At 72.4% G+C, this 18,759-nt stretch carries 16 protein-coding genes; 4 read left to right on the top strand and 12 right to left on the bottom strand.

The genetic code is table 11. The features are described 5' to 3' along the window. Positions 1-27: 27 nt before the first annotated feature. From typA to ACLIBK_RS17325, 4 genes are all read right to left on the bottom strand, one after another. The gene (gene typA / locus ACLIBK_RS17340) at positions 28-1,857 is read right to left on the bottom strand and encodes a translational GTPase TypA (RefSeq protein ID WP_415388542.1); all 1,830 of its coding nucleotides are present in this window, start codon (positions 1,855-1,857) and stop codon (positions 28-30) included. Between the two features lie 195 nt (positions 1,858-2,052). Beyond that, entirely contained in the window at positions 2,053-2,310 is a 258-nt protein-coding gene (locus ACLIBK_RS17335; protein ID WP_415388541.1) for a hypothetical protein, read from the bottom strand. Between the two features lie 138 nt (positions 2,311-2,448). Continuing rightward, positions 2,449-2,616: a hypothetical protein gene (locus tag ACLIBK_RS17330; RefSeq protein WP_415388540.1), complete on the bottom strand. Its 168-nt coding sequence runs from the start codon at positions 2,614-2,616 to the stop codon at positions 2,449-2,451. 160 nt (positions 2,617-2,776) lie between these two features. Continuing rightward, positions 2,777-3,763, bottom strand: coding sequence for an adenosine kinase (locus ACLIBK_RS17325; RefSeq protein WP_415388539.1), 987 nt, complete (start codon positions 3,761-3,763; stop codon positions 2,777-2,779). Positions 3,764-4,208: 445 nt separating this feature from the next. Between ACLIBK_RS17325 and ACLIBK_RS17320 the strand changes: the two genes are divergently transcribed. Continuing rightward, positions 4,209-4,907, top strand: a complete 699-nt coding sequence (locus tag ACLIBK_RS17320) for a polymer-forming cytoskeletal protein (protein WP_415388538.1) — start codon at positions 4,209-4,211, stop codon at positions 4,905-4,907. A 3-nt stretch (positions 4,908-4,910) separates the two neighbouring features. Continuing rightward, complete coding sequence (locus tag ACLIBK_RS17315) at positions 4,911-5,519, top strand: hypothetical protein (RefSeq protein ID WP_415388537.1); 609 nt, start codon at positions 4,911-4,913, stop codon at positions 5,517-5,519. A 358-nt stretch (positions 5,520-5,877) separates the two neighbouring features. Here the strand turns inward: ACLIBK_RS17315 and ACLIBK_RS17310 are convergent, their stop codons facing one another. From ACLIBK_RS17310 to ACLIBK_RS17280, 7 genes are read right to left on the bottom strand one after another with little or no spacing between them, the layout of a single operon-like run. Continuing rightward, positions 5,878-7,926 (bottom strand): hydantoinase/oxoprolinase family protein, encoded by a 2,049-nt coding sequence (locus ACLIBK_RS17310; RefSeq protein WP_415388536.1) that lies wholly within the window; start codon positions 7,924-7,926, stop codon positions 5,878-5,880. After that, complete coding sequence (locus ACLIBK_RS17305; protein WP_415388535.1) at positions 7,913-9,703, bottom strand: hydantoinase B/oxoprolinase family protein; 1,791 nt, start codon at positions 9,701-9,703, stop codon at positions 7,913-7,915. The genes ACLIBK_RS17310 and ACLIBK_RS17305 overlap by 14 nt, the downstream gene beginning before the upstream one ends. Positions 9,704-9,716: 13 nt before the next feature. Further along, on the bottom strand, positions 9,717-10,691 hold the full coding sequence (locus tag ACLIBK_RS17300) for an ABC transporter ATP-binding protein (protein ID WP_415388534.1): 975 nt from the start codon (positions 10,689-10,691) through the stop codon (positions 9,717-9,719). After that, positions 10,679-11,683, bottom strand: coding sequence for an ABC transporter ATP-binding protein (locus ACLIBK_RS17295; RefSeq protein WP_415388533.1), 1,005 nt, complete (start codon positions 11,681-11,683; stop codon positions 10,679-10,681). Before ACLIBK_RS17295 ends, ACLIBK_RS17300 begins: the two co-directional genes overlap by 13 nt. Next, a complete protein-coding gene (locus tag ACLIBK_RS17290; RefSeq protein ID WP_415388532.1) occupies positions 11,683-12,588 on the bottom strand; it encodes an ABC transporter permease in 906 nt (301 codons plus the stop codon). The genes ACLIBK_RS17295 and ACLIBK_RS17290 overlap by 1 nt, the downstream gene beginning before the upstream one ends. 4 nt (positions 12,589-12,592) lie before the next feature. Then, positions 12,593-13,573: an ABC transporter permease gene (locus ACLIBK_RS17285; RefSeq protein WP_415388531.1), complete on the bottom strand. Its 981-nt coding sequence runs from the start codon at positions 13,571-13,573 to the stop codon at positions 12,593-12,595. Beyond that, complete coding sequence (locus ACLIBK_RS17280; protein ID WP_415388530.1) at positions 13,570-15,246, bottom strand: ABC transporter substrate-binding protein; 1,677 nt, start codon at positions 15,244-15,246, stop codon at positions 13,570-13,572. The genes ACLIBK_RS17285 and ACLIBK_RS17280 overlap by 4 nt, the downstream gene beginning before the upstream one ends. 137 nt (positions 15,247-15,383) lie before the next feature. Between ACLIBK_RS17280 and ACLIBK_RS17275 the strand changes: the two genes are divergently transcribed. Beyond that, positions 15,384-17,108, top strand: coding sequence for a M28 family peptidase (locus tag ACLIBK_RS17275; RefSeq protein WP_415388529.1), 1,725 nt, complete (start codon positions 15,384-15,386; stop codon positions 17,106-17,108). A 136-nt stretch (positions 17,109-17,244) separates the two neighbouring features. On the opposite strand, the gene ACLIBK_RS17270 is transcribed toward ACLIBK_RS17275, so the two are convergent. Further along, a complete protein-coding gene (locus tag ACLIBK_RS17270) occupies positions 17,245-17,847 on the bottom strand; it encodes a nitroreductase family protein (RefSeq protein ID WP_415388528.1) in 603 nt (200 codons plus the stop codon). 479 nt (positions 17,848-18,326) lie between these two features. Between ACLIBK_RS17270 and ACLIBK_RS17265 the strand changes: the two genes are divergently transcribed. Next, the gene (locus tag ACLIBK_RS17265; RefSeq protein ID WP_415388527.1) at positions 18,327-18,545 is read left to right on the top strand and encodes a hypothetical protein; all 219 of its coding nucleotides are present in this window, start codon (positions 18,327-18,329) and stop codon (positions 18,543-18,545) included. Positions 18,546-18,759: the final 214 nt, after the last annotated feature.

The following is an 18,759-nucleotide window of genomic DNA, read 5'->3' as shown; positions in this document are numbered from 1 at the left end:
GCGAGCGGGCCTGCCAGCCGGCAGCCCTCAGGCCGCCTCGCTCTCCGAGCGGCGGGCGTGCTTCTTGCGCTCATGCGGGTCGAGGTAGCGCTTGCGCAGCCGCACCGCGGAGGGCGTCACCTCCACCAGCTCGTCTTCCTCGATATAGGCGATGGCCTGCTCCAGGCTCATCTTGCGGGGCGGCACCAGCAGCAGCGCCTCATCCTTGCCGGCGGCACGGATGTTGGTGAGCTTCTTCTCCTTGATCGGGTTCACGTCGAGATCGTTCTCGCGCGAATGCTCGCCCAGGATCATGCCCACGTAGACCTTCACGCCGGGGTCCACGAAGAGCGCGCCGCGCTCCTGCAGGGCGAACAGGGAATACTGCACCGCCTCGCCGTCCGAATTGGAGATCAGCGACCCCTTCACCCGGCCCTCGATCGGCCCGGCCCAGGGCTGATAGCCCAGGAAGAGCCGGTTCATCATGCCGGTGCCCCGCGTGTCCGTCATGAACTCGCCGTGGTAGCCGATCAGCCCGCGCGACGGGATGTGGAAGGTCAGGCGCACCTTGCCGCCACCCGAGGGCCGCATGTCCTGCATCATGCCCTTGCGGAGGGACATCTTCTCCACGACCACGCCCGAATAGCCCTCGTCCACGTCGATCAGGACTTCCTCGAAAGGCTCCTCCTTCTCGCCGGTCTCGGGGTTGATCTGCGTCAGCACGCGCGGGCGGCCGATGGTCAGCTCGAAGCCTTCGCGGCGCATCTGCTCGATCAGCACGCCCAGCTGCAGCTCGCCGCGGCCGGCGACCTCGAAGCTGTCCGCCTCCTCCGAGTCCTTGACCCGGATGGCAACGTTGCCCTCGGTTTCCTTGAACAGCCGGTCGCGGATCTGGCGCGAGGTGACCTTCTTGCCCTCACGGCCGCCCAGCGGGCCGTCGTTGATGCGGAAGGTCATGCTCAGGGTGGGCGGATCGACCGGGATGGCGTGCAGCGGCTCCGTCACCTCGGGGGAGGCGATGGTGTCGGGGATGGTGGCGTCGCTCAGGCCGGCGATGGCGCAGATGTCGCCCGCCTGCACCTCATCGACCGGGACGCGGTCCAGGCCGGAAAAGGTCATCAGCTTGGTCAGCCGGCCCGTTTCCACGATCGTGCCGTCCTGCCGCAGCACGCGCACCGGCATGTTGGTGCGGGCGATGCCCTGCTCGATGCGCCCGGTCAGGATGCGGCCGAGGAAGTTGTCCGCCTCCAGGATGGAGGCGTTCATGGCGAAGGGCTTGTCCAGCTCGACCTTGGGCGCCGGCACGTGGCTCAGGATCAGGTCGAACATCGGGCTCAGGTCCTTGCGGGGCCCGTCCATGGTCAGGTCCGCCCAGCCCTGCCGGCCGGAAGCGAACATGGTGTGGAAATCCAGCTGCTCGTCGGTCGCGCCCAGCGCCGCGAACAGGTCGAACACCTCGTTGTGCACCTCGTCGGCGCGGGCGTCCTGACGGTCGACCTTGTTGATCACGACGATCGGCTTCAGGCCGCGCGCCAGCGCCTTGGTCAGCACGAACTTGGTCTGCGGCAGCGGGCCTTCGGCTGCGTCGCAGAGCACGATGGCGCCGTCCACCATGCTCAGGATCCGCTCGACCTCGCCGCCGAAATCGGCGTGGCCGGGCGTGTCCACGATGTTGATCTTGACGCCCTTCCATTCCACCGCGGTGGACTTGGCCAGGATGGTGATGCCGCGCTCGCGCTCCAGGTCATTGCGGTCGAGCGCGCGCTCGGCCACGTGCTGGTTGGCACGGAAGGCGCCGGCCTGCTTGAGGAGGTTGTCCACGAGCGTGGTCTTGCCGTGGTCGACGTGCGCGATGATCGCGACGTTGCGAAGTTCCATAGGGACTGTCCGGGTCTGAGGGGGTGCGCGAGACCGGAGTCACCCCGGACAGCGCCATGTTGCGCCGCACACATAGGCGCTCGCGCGCGGAAATGCGAGCGCGCCCTGCGGTGGACAGGGTTGCAACGCTGCCGGGCGCCGCGGGTATCCCTGCGCCGGCTCCCTTCCTCCCCTGTCAGCCCCGGCGGCGGTGCCTCAGTCCGGGTTGCCCTCGGCAGGGGAGCGGTAATCCACCGCCACGCCGCTGCGCCCGCGCTGGGCCGCCACCGGCCCGGGCCCGACCCGGGGCGTGGTGGCGGTGCCGATGGGGGTGTCGCGGTCGGTGCCGGGCACCAGGGCGCTGGAAGGCCGCACCGCGGGCGCCTGCGCCTGGACCGGCATGCCGGGCGTGCCGCAGGCCGAGAGCAGCAGGGGGGCCGCGACGACCAGGAGGGTGGCGGTAATCCTCGGCATCAAGTCTTCATCCCTGCGTCTGGCCGGCCCGGCGCTGTGGTGGCCGGCATGGAAAAAACTGAACAGAACAGCGGCGGACAGGTTTCGCCGGGCACCCGGCCCCCGAGCCGCCGGGCGGTCCGCCCCGTCCTGCCCCCCTCAGTGCGAGTTGTTGGCGTTGGGCGCCACCGGGCCCGGCCCCACCGGACCATCCGCCGCATCGCCGACGCGGGTATCGGCGAAGCGGCCGGGCGTGACGCCGCTTCCGGCGCAGCCCGCCAGCAGGGAGGTGGCGAGCAGCAGGGCGGCAGCGAAGGATCGGGCCATGGTCTGGTCTCCCGGGAAAGGCGGAGGGCCGGCCTGGACGCCGGCGCGCAGAACAGGAACCGGCGCCCGCCCGCCAGGTTGCCGCGCCCCGGCCCGCCCGGGCCTGACGATCCCGCTACTCCCGCCCGCGCCCCCTGGCGCCCGGCCGCAACGCGCCGCCTCAGCCCGCCCCCACCAGGGCGCGCAGGTCGGACTGCGGCCGCGCCCCGAAATGCGAGATGATCTCCGCCGCCGCCACACTGCCCCAGCGGCCGCGCTCGGCCGGCGGCAGGCCGCGCACATGGGCGGCCAGGAAGCCGGCGGCATAGGCGTCGCCGGCGCCGGTGGTGTCCACCACCGTCGCGGGCTCGGCGGGAACGTAGAAGACCTCGCCCTCCGCCACCACCACGCTGCCCTGTTCCGAGCGGGTCAGGGCGGCCACGCGCACCTCGGCCCGCACCGCTTCCAGCGCTTCGGCGAAGGTAGCGACGCCGTAGAGGCTCAGCACCTCCGCCTCATTGGCGAAGAGGATGTCGGTGCGGTCGCGCACGAAGGCGCGGAAGGCGTCGCGGTGGCGGCCGACGCAGAAAGGGTCGGACAGGGTCATGGAGACTTCCCGCCCTGCGTCCCGGGCGATCCCGGCGGCCCGCACGAAGGCCGCCTGCGCCGCCGGCGGGTCGAACAGGTAGCCTTCCAGGTAGGTCACCGCCGCCGAGCGCACGGCCTCCTCGTCCAGGTCCGCCTCGCCGAAGCCGACGCAGGCGCCGAGATAGGTGTTCATGGTGCGCTGCCCGTCGGGCGACACCAGGATCAGCGACCGCGCGGTGGGAGCGCCCGACTTGGCCGGCGGCGTGGGGTAATGGACGCCGATCGCCTTGAGGTCGTGCGCGAAGACCCGCCCCAGCACGTCGTCCGCGACCTTGCCCAGGAAGCCCACCCGCGCGCCCAGGGCGGCGGCGGCGGCGCAGGTGTTGGCGGCCGAGCCGCCGCCGCTTTCCAGCCCCGGCCCCATCGCGTCGTACAGCGCCGCGGCCTCCGCCGTGTCGATCAGCCGCATGGCGCCGCGGTCCAGGCCGCGCTGCTCCAGGAAGCCGTCCTCGGCGCGGGCGATGACGTCGACGATGGCGTTGCCGATGCCGAGGATGTCGAGGGTGGGGGCGTTGGTCATGCGGGAAGCGCGCTCCGGCGGGAAAGCAGCGGCGTAGCAGGCGCGACCGCCCGCGTCAGGGGGGCGGGCCGGGACGGGCCTCCGGGGCTGCCCCCCTGCCCGGCCCTGCGGCCGTCATCGCCGTGCTCCTGCCCGGCTCTCTATCGCCGGGCTCCGGTCCGGCCTTCCGACTTTCCATCACCGGCCTCCGGCCCGGCCCTCGCGCTCCCGCCCCGCCTCCCGCGGCAACGCGCCCAGGCCGAGCCACCCGGCCCGCCCGCCGCAGCCAGCGGCCTTTCGGCAACAGTGTTCCGTGCCCAGGCGCCACAATTGTGCCCGTTCACCGGAGCGTGTTAGCCCGAACCGCCAGCGGGGCATGGTGGGGACCATGCCTCGCCGCACCGGCGCCCGGCAGCCAGTTTACGCCGCGCGCCTGCTGCAACGGGGTTGCCGGGGGAGCCGCACCATGTCCGTCTTTCGACGCAAGCGGGACGAAACCGCTTCGCCCACGGCCGAGGCACCGCCCTCGGCCGCCGTGCCCGTGGCCCGCGACCCGGACCTGTCCGTACCGCCGTTCCGGCCCACCGCCCCGACGGCGGGCGCGGCCCCTAAGGATCACTCCACGATGAGCCTTCCGCCCAAGCCCAGCGCCGCGCCCGGCCTGCCCGCCGGCCTGTCCTCCGGCCAGCCCGGCATCCCGGCGCGTCCCCAGGGCGGCAATGCCGTCCCGCTGGCCGGTGCCCAGCCCGGCGCCGCGCCGCGCAGCCAGGCGGCCGAGCGCCGCACCCTGGTGGTGGGCAAGGGCATCAGCCTGCAAGGCACCGTTGCCGATGCCGAGCGCCTGGTGGTGGAAGGCACGGTGGAAAGCCAGATGATCCACGCCCAGGAACTGCAGATCACCCATGCCGGGGTGTTCAAGGGCGAGGTCGAGGTCGAGGACGCCGAGGTCGCCGGCGTGTTCGACGGCACCATCACCGCCCGCGGCAACCTGATCATCCGCGCCACCGGCCGGGTGCTGGGCGTCGCCCGCTGCCGCCGCCTGCAGGTGGAGGAAGGCGGCCAGCTGTCGGGCCGCATGGAGATGCTGTCGGACAACGCGTCCGGCGGCTTCCAGCCCGCCCCGGCCTTTCCGCCCCACCCCGACCACGACGCCACGGAAGCCTGACCGGTGAGGCGGCCCTTCGCCGCCGCACCGCTTCCCCGGCCCGTCCGGCACCTTTCCGCCCTGTCGGCCGTCACCCTGGTGGCGGCCTGCGCGGCGCGTGAGCCGCCGCTGGCCGATACCCAGGCGCTGCTGTCGCAGGTGATGGAAAGCTACCGCGCGGATCTCGCCGGGGTGGGCGGTGCCCCCCCGGCCGGACCGCGCTCGGCCGATCCCGCCCTGCGCCCCACCGCCGCCCGGGTCGCCCCGCGCACCACCGGCGGCGCCCCCGGCAACATCGCCCCTACCCCGGGCGAGCCCCCCGTCGAACGCGCCGCGGCCCCGGGCCGGGAGGCCCTCGCCGGCCTGCCGCGCGACGCGGCGGCTCTGACGGGACAAACACCCGAAACCGTGCTGCGCGTGCTGGGCCCGCCGGCCTTTCGCCGGGTGGAAGGCCCGGCGGAAGTCTGGCTCTACCAGGGCGGCGGCTGCCACCTCGATCTCGTGCTCTATGCCGAAGCCGGCGGCCCCCGCGTGGGCTGGGCCGCCGCCCGCGCCGCCGGCACCGGCCGCGTCACTGAAACCGCCTGCCTGCGCGCCATCGCCACCGCCCCGCGTCAGAGCCCGGGCGTCTGACCCAGGCCCGGCCACGCCGCGCGGTCGGGGCAGCCTTCGCGATTTCTGTGCGGGGTGGGTGGCCTTCGGTGTTCGGCCGTGGCCAAGGGGGCTCTGTCCCCTTGGAGCCCCCGCGAGGAGCTTAGGCTCCTCGACCTCATGAGTGCCTCCGGCGGGGGCGGGCTGGACAGGGCATTCCATCATGGCTGCCGTCGGCCATCCCGCCCCCGCCGGAGGCACTCAAAGTGGGGTCCGGGGAGTTTAAACTCCCCGGCGGGGTCCAGGGGCAGCGCCCCTGGCCAACGTCAAAACCCCACAGAACCAATCGCCCCACATGGCAACTGCGAACGCCACCCTGGCAGCGCAGCCGCGGCCGGGATCAGGCTGCCGGGTCGCGGCGCAGGATCAGGGCGCCGGAGGCGTGGGCTTCGGCGGTCCAGCCGGGCGGCACCAGGGTGGTGGCGTCCAGCTGGGTAACGATGGCCGGGCCGGCGAAGCGGTCACCGGCGCCCAGGGCGGCGCGGTCGAACAGGGCGGCGTCGCGGCTGCCGCCCTCGAAGTGGACGCGATGGGTGCCGGCGGGCACGGTGCCGCGGCCGGGCGGCAGCGCGGAGGTCGCGGGGTCCGGCAGCAGCCCCACCGCTTCCAGCCGCAGCGTGACGATTTCCGGGATGCCCTCGGGCAGGTCGAAGCCGTAGAGGGCGCGATGCGCGGCGCTGAAGGCTGCGGCGGCGGCCTCGATGCCGCCGGCCCAGGGCACCGGCAGTTCGCCGCCCTGGCCGGCATAGCGCATCAGCACCACCGGATCGGTGCGCCGGGCGGCGGGGGCCACCTGCTCCTCGGCGAACCAGCGGCTGGCTTCCTCCTCCAGCGCCGCGAAGCTCGCGGTGATGGCGGCGGCATCGCCCGCCTCGCCGGCCAGCACGGAGCGGCTGAACTCCGCCCGCAGGTCGGCGGCCAGCAGCCCCTGGGCGCACAGCACGCCCGGCGAGGGCGGCACCAGCACGGTGCCGATGCCCAGCAGGTCCGCCAGGGCGCAGCCGTGCAGCGGCCCGGCGCCGCCGAAGGGGATCAGCGCGAAGTCGCGCGGGTCGTGGCCGCGCTCCACCGACACCACGCGCACCGCGCCCACCATGTTGGAATCCGCGATGGCCAGGATGCCGCGCGCCGCGGCATGCAGCGACAGGCCCAGCGGCTCCGCCACCTCGCGCCGCACCGCATCCTCGGCGGCTTCCACGTCCAGCCGCATGCGGCCGCCCAGCAGCGTCGGCGGCAGGTGGCCCAGCACGACGTGCGCGTCCGTCACCGTGGCGCGGGTGCCGCCGCGGCCGTAGCAGGCCGGGCCCGGGGCGGCGCCGGCGCTCTCGGGACCCACGGCCAGGGCGCCGTCGCGGGTGACGCGCGCCAGCGAGCCGCCGCCGGCGCCGATGGTCACCATGTCCACCATCGGCAACGGCAGCGGCCACTCGCCGACCTTGCCGTTCTGCGTCAGCCCGACCTGGCCGCCCTTCATCAGGCAGATGTCGGCGCTGGTGCCGCCGATATCCACGGTGATCACGTCCGGGAAGCCCGCGGCTGCGGCCACGGCGCGCGCGCCCACCACGCCGGCGGCCGGGCCGGACAGGGCGGTGACGGCCGGCGCCCGGCGGATCGAGGCCGCGCCGGCCACGCCGCCGTTGGACTTCATCAGCAGCAGCGGCGCCGCGATGCCGGCGCCGTCCAGGCGTTCCTCCAGCCGGCGGACATAGGTGGACACGGCCGGCATCACCTGGGCGTTCAGGATGGTGGCCAGGCCGCGCTCGTATTCCCGCACGACAGGCAGCACGTCGGACGACGCGGTAACGGCAACCCCCGGCAGCGCCGCGCGCAGCAGCTCCGCCACCCGGCGCTCGTGCTCGGGCGCCGCGAAGGCGTGCAGCAGGCACACCGCCACGGCGGCCACGCCCGCGGCGCGGCACGCTTCCGCCGCGCGCGCCACGCTGTGCTCGTCCAGCGGCACCAGCTCGGACCCGTCGGCGGCGATCCGCTCCCGCACCTCGAACACGCGCGACGGCGGCACGGGGCGCGCGGGCTTGATCCAGGCGTGCAGGTTGGCGCGGCGCGGGATGTCCTGGCGGCCGATCTCCAGCACGTGCCGGAAGCCTTCCGTGGTCACCAGTGCGGTGGTGGCGCCCTTGCCTTCCAGGATCAGGTTGGTGGCGACCGTGGTGCCGTGCAGCACGCGGCCCACCGACACCGCCTCGCCGGCCGCCGCGTCCAGCGCCAGCTGCACCCCGGTCAGGAAGGCTTCCGACGGGTCGTGCGGCGTGGAGGGCGTCTTGGCGGTCCAGGCGCGGCCGCTGCTGTCGTCCTGCAGGGTGATGTCGGTGAAGGTGCCGCCGATATCCACGGCCACCGAGAGCGGGCGGGACAGGTCAGTCGAGGACATGCGCGTAGGCCCCGCGATGGAATTCCATGGTGGCCGGGCGCGTGGCGCGCAGCGCTTCGGTACCGGCAGCGTCCACTGCGCCGTCGCGGATCGCCACGCCGTAATGCGTGGCCGCAGCCTCGACGCTGACCAGCCCGCCCAGCACGTCGGTGAGCACCGCCTCGGGCGGGCGGTCATGCGGGTGGCCGCGCCCTCCCCCGCCGCCGGTCTCGATGCGCAGGATGTCGCCGCGCACCAGCCGGTTGCCGTCCGACAGCGGCCGCAGCAGGCGTTCCCCCGGCGTGCCGGGGTTCACCAGCACGCGGCCGGGGCCGCCGGACATGCCACCGGCGGCGCCCCAGGGCGGGTTCTCCACGCCGTCCAGGCGCACCGCCAGCACCGCCTCGTCGGCCAGCACCTCGTATTCCCGGATGATGCCGCAGCCGCCGCGGAAGCGCCCGGGGCCGCCGCTGTCGCGGTTCAGCGCGTAGGCGCGCAGGCGGATCGGGTATTCCAGTTCCAGGAACTCCACCGGGTAGTTTTCCTGGGCCACGAAGTACACGCCGTCGATGCCGTCGGCGAAGCCGCGCGCGCCGTAGCCGACGCCCAAACCGTCGCTCATCAGGAAGGGCTTCCCGTTGACGGTGCCGCGCAGCAGCATGATGACGTAGGCCGCGTGTGCCGCGGGTGCCTCGCCGCCCGCCACGGACACCAGCCCGTTCAGCGTCGCCAGCATCCGCATCATGGTCAGGCCGCGCATGCCCAGCGCCGCCGGGAAGCGCGGCTGCAGCAGCGATCCTTCGCGCAGCAGCACCTCGTCCAGCGAGCGCGGGCCGCCGGCATTGACCACCTGGTTCGGATCGCCGCCTAGGAAATACAGGCCCAGCGCCATGCCGGGCACGTCGGGGTTCATCAGGAAGTTCACCGGCCCCGGCGACTGGTCGTCGGTTTCCGTGGCGTCCAGGATGAAGCGGTCATCCTCCGTGCGGGTCAGGGCGAAGCGCAGCCGGAACGGCCCGTTGCCGTGCCCGTCGCCGTCGATGCGGTCGGTGAAGCGGTAGGTTCCCACGGCGAAGGTTTCGCGCAGCCGCGCCCGCACCGTGTCGCGCGTGCGGGCAAACAGCTGCGCCAGCGCGTCGGTCAGCACCGCGGCGCCGAAGCGGGCGGCGATCTCGCGCATCCGCGTCACGCCCAGCTCCACGCTGGCCATCAGCGCGCGGGTGTCGCCCTGCGCGATGCGGGGATAGCGGGAGTTGCGGTAGAAGATGTTCAGCGTCGCGGTGTTGGTGACGCCCGCCGCGATCAGCTTGGTCGGCGGCACGATGATGCCTTCCTGGAAGATGTCCGTGGCGTCGGGGCTGATGGAGCCGGGGCGCAACCCGCCGATATCGGCAAAATGCGCCCAGCCCATCACGAAAGCCACGCGCTCGCCGTGCAGGAAAACCGGCGCCAGGAAGACTTGGTCGTTGGAATGGCTGACGGCGCCGCGGGAACCGTAGCAGTCATTGTACCAGTACAGGTCGCCATCGACCATCTCGTCCGGCGGGAAGTGCTGGAATACCGGCCCCGCCACGTCGCCGAAGATCGGCACGTTGGCGCCCACCGCCATCACGCCATTGGCGTCGAACAGCGCGGTGTAGAAATCCTTCTTCTCGCGGATAAAGGCGGACATGGCGGTGCGCTCGATCAGCGCCTCCATCTCCGCCTGGGCGGCGCGGATGGCGCCGCGCACGATCTCCAGCGTCACGGGGTCGCAGAGGCGGCCCGCGAGCGGCATGGCGGGAACGGCTTGGTCCATGGGGCGGGCCTCCTCAGGCCAGGTGGCAGGCGGCGCGGCGGCCGGGGGCGATCGAGCGCAGCAGCGGCGGCTCGGTGGCGCAGCGGTCGAAGGCCAGGGGGCAGCGGTCGCGAAAGGCGCAGCCGGAGGGCTGGTGGGACTGGTCCGGCAGCCCGCCGCGCAGCGGCAGCGCGCCGCGGTCCTGTTCCACCCGCGGCACCGGCACGGCGGCCACCAGGGCGCGGGTATAGGGATGCGCGGGGGCGGCCACGACCTCCGCCGTCGGCCCTTCCTCGACCACGTGGCCGAGATACATCACCGCCACTTCCTCGCACACGTAGCGGATCAGCGCGAGGTCGTGGCTGATGTAGATGGCCGCCAGGTCCAGCTCGTCTCTCGCGGCGCGCAGCAGGTTCAGCACCCCCGCGCGCACCGACACGTCCAGCATGGACACCGGCTCGTCGGCGATGATCACCCGCGGCCCCGTCACCAGCGCGCGGGCCAGCACCACGCGCTGCAACTGCCCGCCGGAGAGTTCGTGCGGGTGGCGGTCGAGATAGGCGGCCGCCGGGAGCAGCCGCACGCGGTTCATCACGTCGGCGATGCGGTCGGCGTGCTCGGCCTCGGGGATGCCGAAGTTGCGCAGCGGCTCCGTCAGCGTGCGGCGGATGGAGAAGCGCGGGTTCAGCGCGTCGAAGGGGTTCTGGAACACCAGCTGCACGCGCGCGCGGAAGGGCCGCAGCGCCGCCCCGCGCAGCGGCGTCACGTCCTGCCCGTCGAAGATCACGGAACCCGAGGTCGGCTCCTCCAGCCGCAGCAGCAGCCGCGCGGTGGTGGTCTTGCCGCAGCCGCTCTCGCCCACGATGCCCAAGGCGCGGCCGGGCGCCACCGACAGCGACACGCCGTTCACCGCGCGCACCAGTGGCCGGTGGCCGCGCAGCACGTCCTTCACCCGGCGCGCGGCGGGAAACGCCTTCACCAGGTCGTTGGCGGCGATCAGCGGGCCCACGTCGCGGCCTCCCCGGCGCGGGCGCGCAGTTCCGGCGCTTCCCCTGCGCGCCAGCAGGCCGCGTGGTGGTCGGGGGCGATCTCGGCCAGGGCGGGGTCCTCGGCGCATTTCGCGACGGCGAAGGGGCAACGCGGGGCGAAGCGGCAGCCGGAGGGCGGGTTCAGCAGCGAGGGCGGCGAGCCCTCGATCGGCACCAGCTCGCCGCCAGCGCGTTCCAGGTCGGGAAAGGCGTTCATCAGCCCCATGGTGTAGGGGTGCAGCGGCGCTTCCAGCACGGCGCGCACCGGGCCGCTCTCCACCACGCGGCCGGCATACATCACCACCACGCGGTCGCAGGCGTAGGCCACCACGGCGACGTCGTGTGTCACCAGGATCATCGCCAGGCCCAGGCGCGACTGCAGCCCCTTCAGCACGTCCAGGATCTGCCGCTGCACGATCACGTCCAGCGCCGTCACCGGCTCATCGGCGATCACCAGCGCCGGTTCCAGCGCCAGGGCCAGCGCGATGGAGGCGCGCTGCCGCATGCCCCCCGAGAACTGGTGCGGCCAGTCCGACAGGCGCCGCGCGTCCAGCCCCACCAGGGAGAACAGCTCCGCCGCCCGCGCCGTGGCGGCGCGGCGCGACAGGCCGCCGCGCTCCACCAGCACCTCCATCAGCTGGGCGCCGACGCGCTGCACGGGGTCCAGCGCGTTCATCGCGGTCTGCGGCACGAAGGCCAGCCGCCGCCACAGCAGCGCTCGGCGTTCGGCGGCCGAGCGTCCCACCAGGTCGCGCCCCTCGAACACCGCGGAGCCGCCGGCGATGCGGGCGGCGCGCGGCATCACGCCCATCAGCGCCCGGCCGAGGGTGGACTTGCCGCAGCCGCTTTCCCCCACCAGACCGACGATGCTGCCGGCCGGCACGTCGAAGGAGGCGCCGTCCACGGCACGCACCGGGCCAGCGGAGGTCGCGTAGTGCACCGCGAGATCGCGGACGGAGAGCAGGGCGTCCATCAATCCCCCAGCTTCGGGAACAGCAGCTTCTCCGACCCGCGGCCCACCAGGAAGCCCGCCAGCACCAGCAGCACGATGCAGGCGCCCGGCGGCACGAACCAGTTCCAGGCGCCGCGCGACAGCGCCTGATTGGCGAAGGCATCCTGCAGCATCAGCCCCCAGGACACCGCCGTGGGATCGCCGAAGCCCAGGAAGGAAGCGGAAGCCTCCGTCAGGATCGCCCAGCCCACGGCGATGGAGCCGTAGAGCGCGGCCAGCGGCGCCACCTGCGGCGCGATGTGCACGAAGATGATGCGCGCGGGCGAGCAGCCCGTGACCCGCGCCGCCTCCACCCAGCCGCGCTCGCGCAAGCTCAGCACCTGGGCGCGGATGACGCGCGCGGTGTTGGGCCAGAGCAGCAGCGCCACGGAGGCCACCAGCGTGTCGGTGCCGGGATGCGTCAGCGCTGAGACCACCAGCACGAAGGGCAGGAAGGGCAGGCCCAGCACCACGTCGGCCACCCGCATCACCATCGCGTCCACCTTGCCGCCGAGGTAGCCGGCCAGCAGCCCCATCAGCGTACCCAGCGCCACCACGCAGACGGCGGCGGTGACGCCCACCAGCAGCGCCGAGCGCGTGCCGTAGACCAGCTGCGAGAAGATGTCCCGGCCGCCGCCGGTGGTGCCCAGCAGGTGCTCGGCCGAGGCCGGCAGGTAGCGGGCCACGCGGTAGGCGCCGGTGAACAGGATCTGCCGCGGGTCGTGCGGCGCGATCTGGTCGGCGAAGATCGCCACCACCACGAAGATCACGTAGATCAGCAGCCCCACCAGCGCGAAGGGCTGGCCGCGCAGGAAGCCGCCCGCGGCGCGCGCGCCGCGCGCCAGGGTGGACAGGCGGCCGGGCCGGGAGGCCAGGGCCGCGGGCACGGCGTTATCGCTTGGCACCGACGGACACCCTCGGGTCGAGCCAGGCGTAGAGCAGGTCGGCCACCGTGTTCATCACCACCAGCACGAAGGCGATCAGGATAAAGGCCCCCTGCGCCAGCGGATAGTCGGCGCCCTGCACCGCGCCCACCAGCAGGCGGCCGAGGCCGGGCCAGGAGAAGACCTGCTCCACCACCACGTTGCCGCCGAAGGAGGAGCCGAGGCCCAGCGCGAAGGCGGTGGCCACCGGCAGCAGCGCGTTGCGCGCGGCGTGACGCATCACGATGGCCCAGCGCGACAGGCCCTTCATGCGGGCCATCACGATGAATTCGTCGTTCAGCACCTCCAGCATGGTGGCGCGCATCAGCAGCAGCGGCAGGCCCTGGAGGTACAGCGCCAGCGTCGCCGCCGGCAGCACGAGGTGCCACAGGAAGTCGGCGGAGAAGAGGCGCGCGGCCTCGGAGGAGAACTCGGCCCCCGCCTCGTTGGCGCCGCCGGAGGGGAAGATGCCCCAGCCGAAGGAGAGCCAGGCCAGCAGGATCATGCCCAGCCAGAATTCCGGCGCGGCCCGCGTCATCAGCGCCGCCGGGATGGCGATGCCCTCCACCAGCGTGCCGCGGGCGAAGGCCAGGAAGGCGCCCGCCACGATGCCGAAGGCGTAGGCCACGATCAGCGCCGACACGGTCAGCATCACCGTATTGGGCAGGGCTTCCAGCAGCAGGTCCAGCACCGGCCGCTTCTGCAGGAAGGACACGCCGAAGTCGCCCTGCAGCAGGTTGCCGAGGTAGAGCAGGTACTGCTCGTGCAGCGGGCGATCCAGGCCGAAGGCGCGCAGCAGCGAGGCGCGCATCTCCTCGCTGAAGCTTTCCGACAGGAAGTTCAGCGTCGGGTCGCCCGGCATCATCCGGAACAGCACGAAGGTCAGGCTGGCCACGGCCCAGAGCACGAAGAGCGCGTGGCCGAGGCGCCTGAGAAGCAGGCTGATCATTGGTAGGCGGGCGTGGTCTCCCGCACCCCGGCAGGGTAGCAGAGCTTGCCCCCCACCACCCGGTAGCCGGCTTCCTGCAGGATGCGCTTGGCGCCGTCGAGGTTGCCGCCGGGCACGCGGTTCTCGATGCCCTCGTCGTGCCAGACCTTGAGCGCCGGAGAGACCAAGGAGTTGGCCGGCACCGCCTGCCCGTTCCAGGCCGCGCCCGCCATCATCTCGCGGTTCACCGCGGCCGACAGCGCCCGGCGGAAGGCGGGGTCGGAGAAGGGCGGGCGGCGCAGGTTGAAGCCGATGAACTGGAAGCCGATGTCCACTTCCTCACGCACCGCCATCATGTTGGGCAGGCTCTTGGCCATATCCTTCAGCAGCTCGGGGTCACCGAAGTAGTCGGCAATCACGTTGATCTCGCCGCGGCGGAAGGCGCCCAGCGTCGCCTCGATGTTGGTGATGATGCGCATGATCCAGCGGTCCGCCTTGGGCTTGGACCAGTGGTTCGGGTTGGCTTCCAGCACCACCTCCTCGTTGGGACGGTGGCGGACGAACTTGAAGGGACCGGAACCGATCGCCTTCTCGTCCACGTAGGATTCCAGGTTCTGCGGCTGGTTCAGGTATTGCTGCATCACCGGGTCCCAGAGCTTCTTGGGGATGATGTTCAGCTTGGCCAGCACGGCGATGTGGAAGGCCGCGTCGGGGCGCTTGAGGGTGAAGCGCACCGTGTTGCCATCGGTCGCCGCGACGTTGGCGATGTTGGCCACGAAGGGCTTGTACATGGGCGCCTCGTCGCCCATCCCCGGCGCCTGGAAGGAATACACCACGTCCTCCAGCGTCACCGGGCTGCCGTCGTGGAAGGTCATGCCCTGGCGGATCACGCAGTCGATGGTGGTGGGGTCCACCTGCGTCACGCGCTCGGCCGCCCAGGGCTGCGGCAACCCGTCGGTGCCCACACGCATCAGCCGGTCCCAGACCAGCTCGTTGACCCAGGAATCCGGCCCACCACCGATATAGAGCGGGTGCACCGCCTTGATCGGGTCGGTGCTGTTCACGATGATGTCGCGCTGCCGGCCGGTGGGCGTCAGGCTGATCCAGTTCCAGAAGTTGCGGATGCCCAGCCCCGCCTGCATCACCGCGCTGTCCTCGCGGAAGACCTGCTTGTTGAAGGCCTGCAGGTTGGTGGGGTGCACCAGGAAGGCGTAGGGCTGGTCCTGGTTCACCCGCTCCTGCACCTCGCGCACCAGCTCGCGCCGGCGGTTCTGGTCCATCTCGGCGCGCTGCGCCTCGGCCAGGCGGTCGTAGTCGGGGTTGTTGTAGCCGACGAAGTTGTAGCCGGTGGCGATGTTGGCGGAATGGAGCAGGTTGTAGACCATCTCGTCCGGGTCGCCGCGCTCGGGGCGGCCGACCATCTGCCACATGGTGGCATCCCAGCGCTGCCGCTCGTACCAGACCACCTGGGTCAGCTGCTGCTGCGGCAGCGGGCGCAGGTCCACCTGCAACCCCAGCTTGCGCCATTCCTGCGCGATCAGCTCCGCCGCCTGATAGGGCGCGGGCGCCGCCGCCTGCGGCCGGGTGATCAGCACGATCGGCCGGATCGGGTCGCCCTGCCCTTGCGCATGTGCTTCCAGGCGAGGCACCGCGACCAGCGCAGTGGCCGCGAGCAACAGGTGGCGTCGGTGCATCGGAAGGTTCCCGGGAAACTGGTCCGGACAGGATGCAAGCATATTCCATGCCCTCGTCAACCTGCCGGATGCGCCTTGCCAGCGCGGCGATGCGGTGCTGGCATCCCGCGCCGCACAGATCCCGGAACCCACGCGCCATGCCCATCTCGCCTGCCGAACAGACTTTCCTCGATGCCGTGTCGCTCGACGCGCCCTGGGATCTCGTGACCACCTTCGCGGGCACGCCGCGCTGGAAGCCCGACGACGTGAACGCCGCGGCCGAGATGATCGTGGAGCGGCTGCGCCGCCACGGCGTGCCGGTGGAGGTGCACCAGCCCGAGATCTGCCTGTCCGTGCCGCACGACGCGTCCGTGACGGCCGAGGGCACCACCTTCCGCGCCAAGCCGCCCTCCTCCGCGCTGTCCGTGCCGGAAGGCCGCACCGCGCCGCTGGTGAAGCTGGTGGCCAACCCCAAGGCGCTGCGCTCCTATAACCGCGACATCGGCACGCTGTTCGGCGGCTCCATCAAGTCGGTGGAGGAAGTCCGGGAAAAGGTCGGCGGCAAGATCGTGGTGATGCAGGGCTTCGGGAACCCGGCCCTCACCAGCCTGATCGAGGAATGGGGCGGCGTCGGCCTGATCGCGGTGAACCCGGGGATCGACATCCACTGGGGCACCTGCACCACCATCTGGGGCAGCCCGGACCTGCACGACCTGCCGCGCAAGCCCAAGATCCCCGTGGTGGCGGTGAACAACCCCGACGGCCAGAAGCTGATGGCGCTGGCCGAGCGCGGCGGCGAGGCCACCATCCGCACGGTGATGGAGGAAGGCTGGTTCCCGCAGAAGATCCCCGTCGCCACCATCCCCGGCACGGAGGAGCCGGAGAAGTTCGTGATGCTGCACGGCCACTACGACAGCTGGGATGTCGGCGTGGGCGACAACGCCACCGGCGACGCCTGCATGCTGGAACTGGCCCGGGTGCTGTGGAGCAAGCGCGACCAGCTGAAGCGCAGCGTGCGCATCGCCTGGTGGCCCGGCCATTCCACCGGCCGCTACGCCGGCTCCACCTGGTTCACCGACGCCTTCGCCCAGGACCTCGACGAGAACTGCCTGGCGCAGATCAACTGCGACAGCCCTGGCTGCCGCTGGGCGACTTCCTACCACGACACGCGCGCCTTCTCGGAAAGTGCGGAGATCGCGGCCGGGGCGATCCGCGACATCAAGCCCGACGCCGACATCAAGACGCTGCGGCCGCCGCAGGCCGGCGACTATTCCTTCAACAACATCGGCCTGCCCAGCTTCTTCATGCTGTCCAGCACGATGCCGGAAGCGCTGCGGCACGAGAAGAACTACTACGACGTGTCCGGCTGCGGCGCCAACATCGCCTGGCACACGGAAAACGACACGCTGGAGATCGCCGATCCCGACGTGCTGATGACGGACATGAAGATCTACCTGCTGTCCGTGCTGCGCGTCGCCAATGCCGAGGTTCTGCCCTTCAACTGGACCGCGACCTGCGACGAGTTCGACACCACCATCAACAATTACGAGGCCGCGTCCAAGGGCATGGCCGACCTGTCGCCGTCGCGCGAGGCGGTGCAAACGCTGCGCGCCGCGCTGGGCCGGCTGGACAGCGCGCCGACGGCCGCGCGCAACGAGGCGGTGCAGGCGCTGTCGCGCATCCTGGTGCCGCTGAACTACACGCGCGAGCCGCGCTTCACCCACGACCCGGCCTACACCGTGCCGCCGCTGCCCACCCTGGCGGTGGCGGCGGAGATGCCGGAGATGGCGGAAGCGCTGCGCAAGCCGGCGGCCGTGGAACTGATGCGCGGGCAGAACCGCTTCTGCGCCGCGCTGCGGGCCGCCACCAAGCTGCTGCCCTGACGCGCCGCGCCGCCGCCGGCCCTCATCCGGCCGGCGCGCGGCGCGCCACCGCCGGCCGCCACCGGGCCGGCGGGCGCCGCGGGCCGCTGCCGCCCGCGGCCGCGATGCGGGGCGAAGCCTCGCCCCGGCACCGCCTTCAGGCGGCGGGGAAGCCGCCCTCCAGCACCACCTCGGCCAGGGGCTTGCGGGTGCTGGGCACCTCGCGGGCGGCCATGCGCTCGGGCAGCAGCGACTTGTCGCCCTGGCGGCCGATGGCGATGGCGGCTTCCACCCGGTAGCCCTGCGGCACGTTCAGCTCGGCAAAGGCGCGGTCGAGGTCGAAGCCGACCATGCCGTGCGCCTGCCAGCCCAGCAGCGTCGCCTGCAGCGCCATGCTGCCCCAGGCAGCGCCGGCATCGAAGGAATGGCTGTGCGACGGCACCGGCTTCTCGGCCCCGGGCGTCAGCATCAGCGAGTTGGACACGATGATCACCAGTGCCGCGGCGTTCTTGGCCCAAGACTGGTTGAACTCGTTCAGCAGCCCCAGGAACCTGTCCCAGCTCGGCGTGCCGCGGCGGGCATACAGAAAGCGCCAGGGCTGCGAGTTGTAGGAGGAAGGCGCCCAGTGCGCCGCCTCAAGGATCGTCAGCAGCTCCGCTTCCGGGATCGCCTCATCCGTGAAGGCGCGCGGCGACCAGCGCTCCAGGAAGAGCGGGTTGATGGGATGCTCGGCGGTGCGGAAATTCGCCTGGACGGTCATGCAGAAACCCCTTGTTCGATCCCGCGCATGTAGAGGCTCGCCCCGGTCCGGAGAAGGCGGCCACCGCCCGGCCGCCCCCGCGCGACGTTCCTGCAAGAACTGCCAGTGCCGGGGTGGCGCCGCGGCACGGCACACCCCCGGCCAGGGCCGTCGGCCGGGCAACGCGGCAGCGGCACGGCCCCGCCGCGACCGGCGCCCCGGCTGGCACCGAGGCATCGCCCCCTCCCCGGCCACCCGATTTTGCCCGCCCCCCCGCGCAGCCCGCCGCCCCGCCAGCCGTTGCCAGCAGGTCGCCGATCCCGCGCCGTGGGTGATCCGCAGGCCCGGTCCGCCAGCGCGGCCCCGGCGCGGCACCCGGCACCGCCGGAATCGACGGTTATGCGGATGGCGCCATCGTGGCCACCTGCAGCGCGGGTGCCGGGCTTGCCCGGGGCCCGCGCCGTTCCGGACGATGAACTGCCACGGAGGAGAAGCGAAGCGTGAGCGACAAACCGAGGCCCCTGGCCGGCGACTGGAGCGAGGCGTCCCGCAAAACCGAGCAGAGCTGGGACAAGGAACCCGGCAAGGCCAAGGACGCGCCGGAGCAGCCGGCGGAGGAGTCGATGGAGCGCACGGAGGAAGGCTACGGCTCCGGCAAGGACGGCGCCGATCCCGCAAAGGACGACGACGGCCGGATGCCGGACCACCCCGCCCGCTGAAGCGGCACGGTGCGTCCCGCCGCCACGGCAGGACGCACCGTCCCAGCCCCGGTTCAACCCCCGCCGCCAGGGCCCGCGGCCCTCGATGCTCGCCATCCGCGCGCCTGCATCCCCGACGAATGTGCTTTTGCGTACCGACCTCGAATCCCCTGCGCGCCATACGGTTCCCACCGTCCGGATCGCAGTTCGGCATGGACGGCTGGGAGAGCAGCGT

This window comes from Roseomonas sp. BN140053 (assembly GCF_047690175.1).
Classification (GTDB): Bacteria; Pseudomonadota; Alphaproteobacteria; order Acetobacterales; family Acetobacteraceae; genus Roseomonas.
This window is presented reverse-complemented; position numbering and strand designations above follow the sequence as displayed.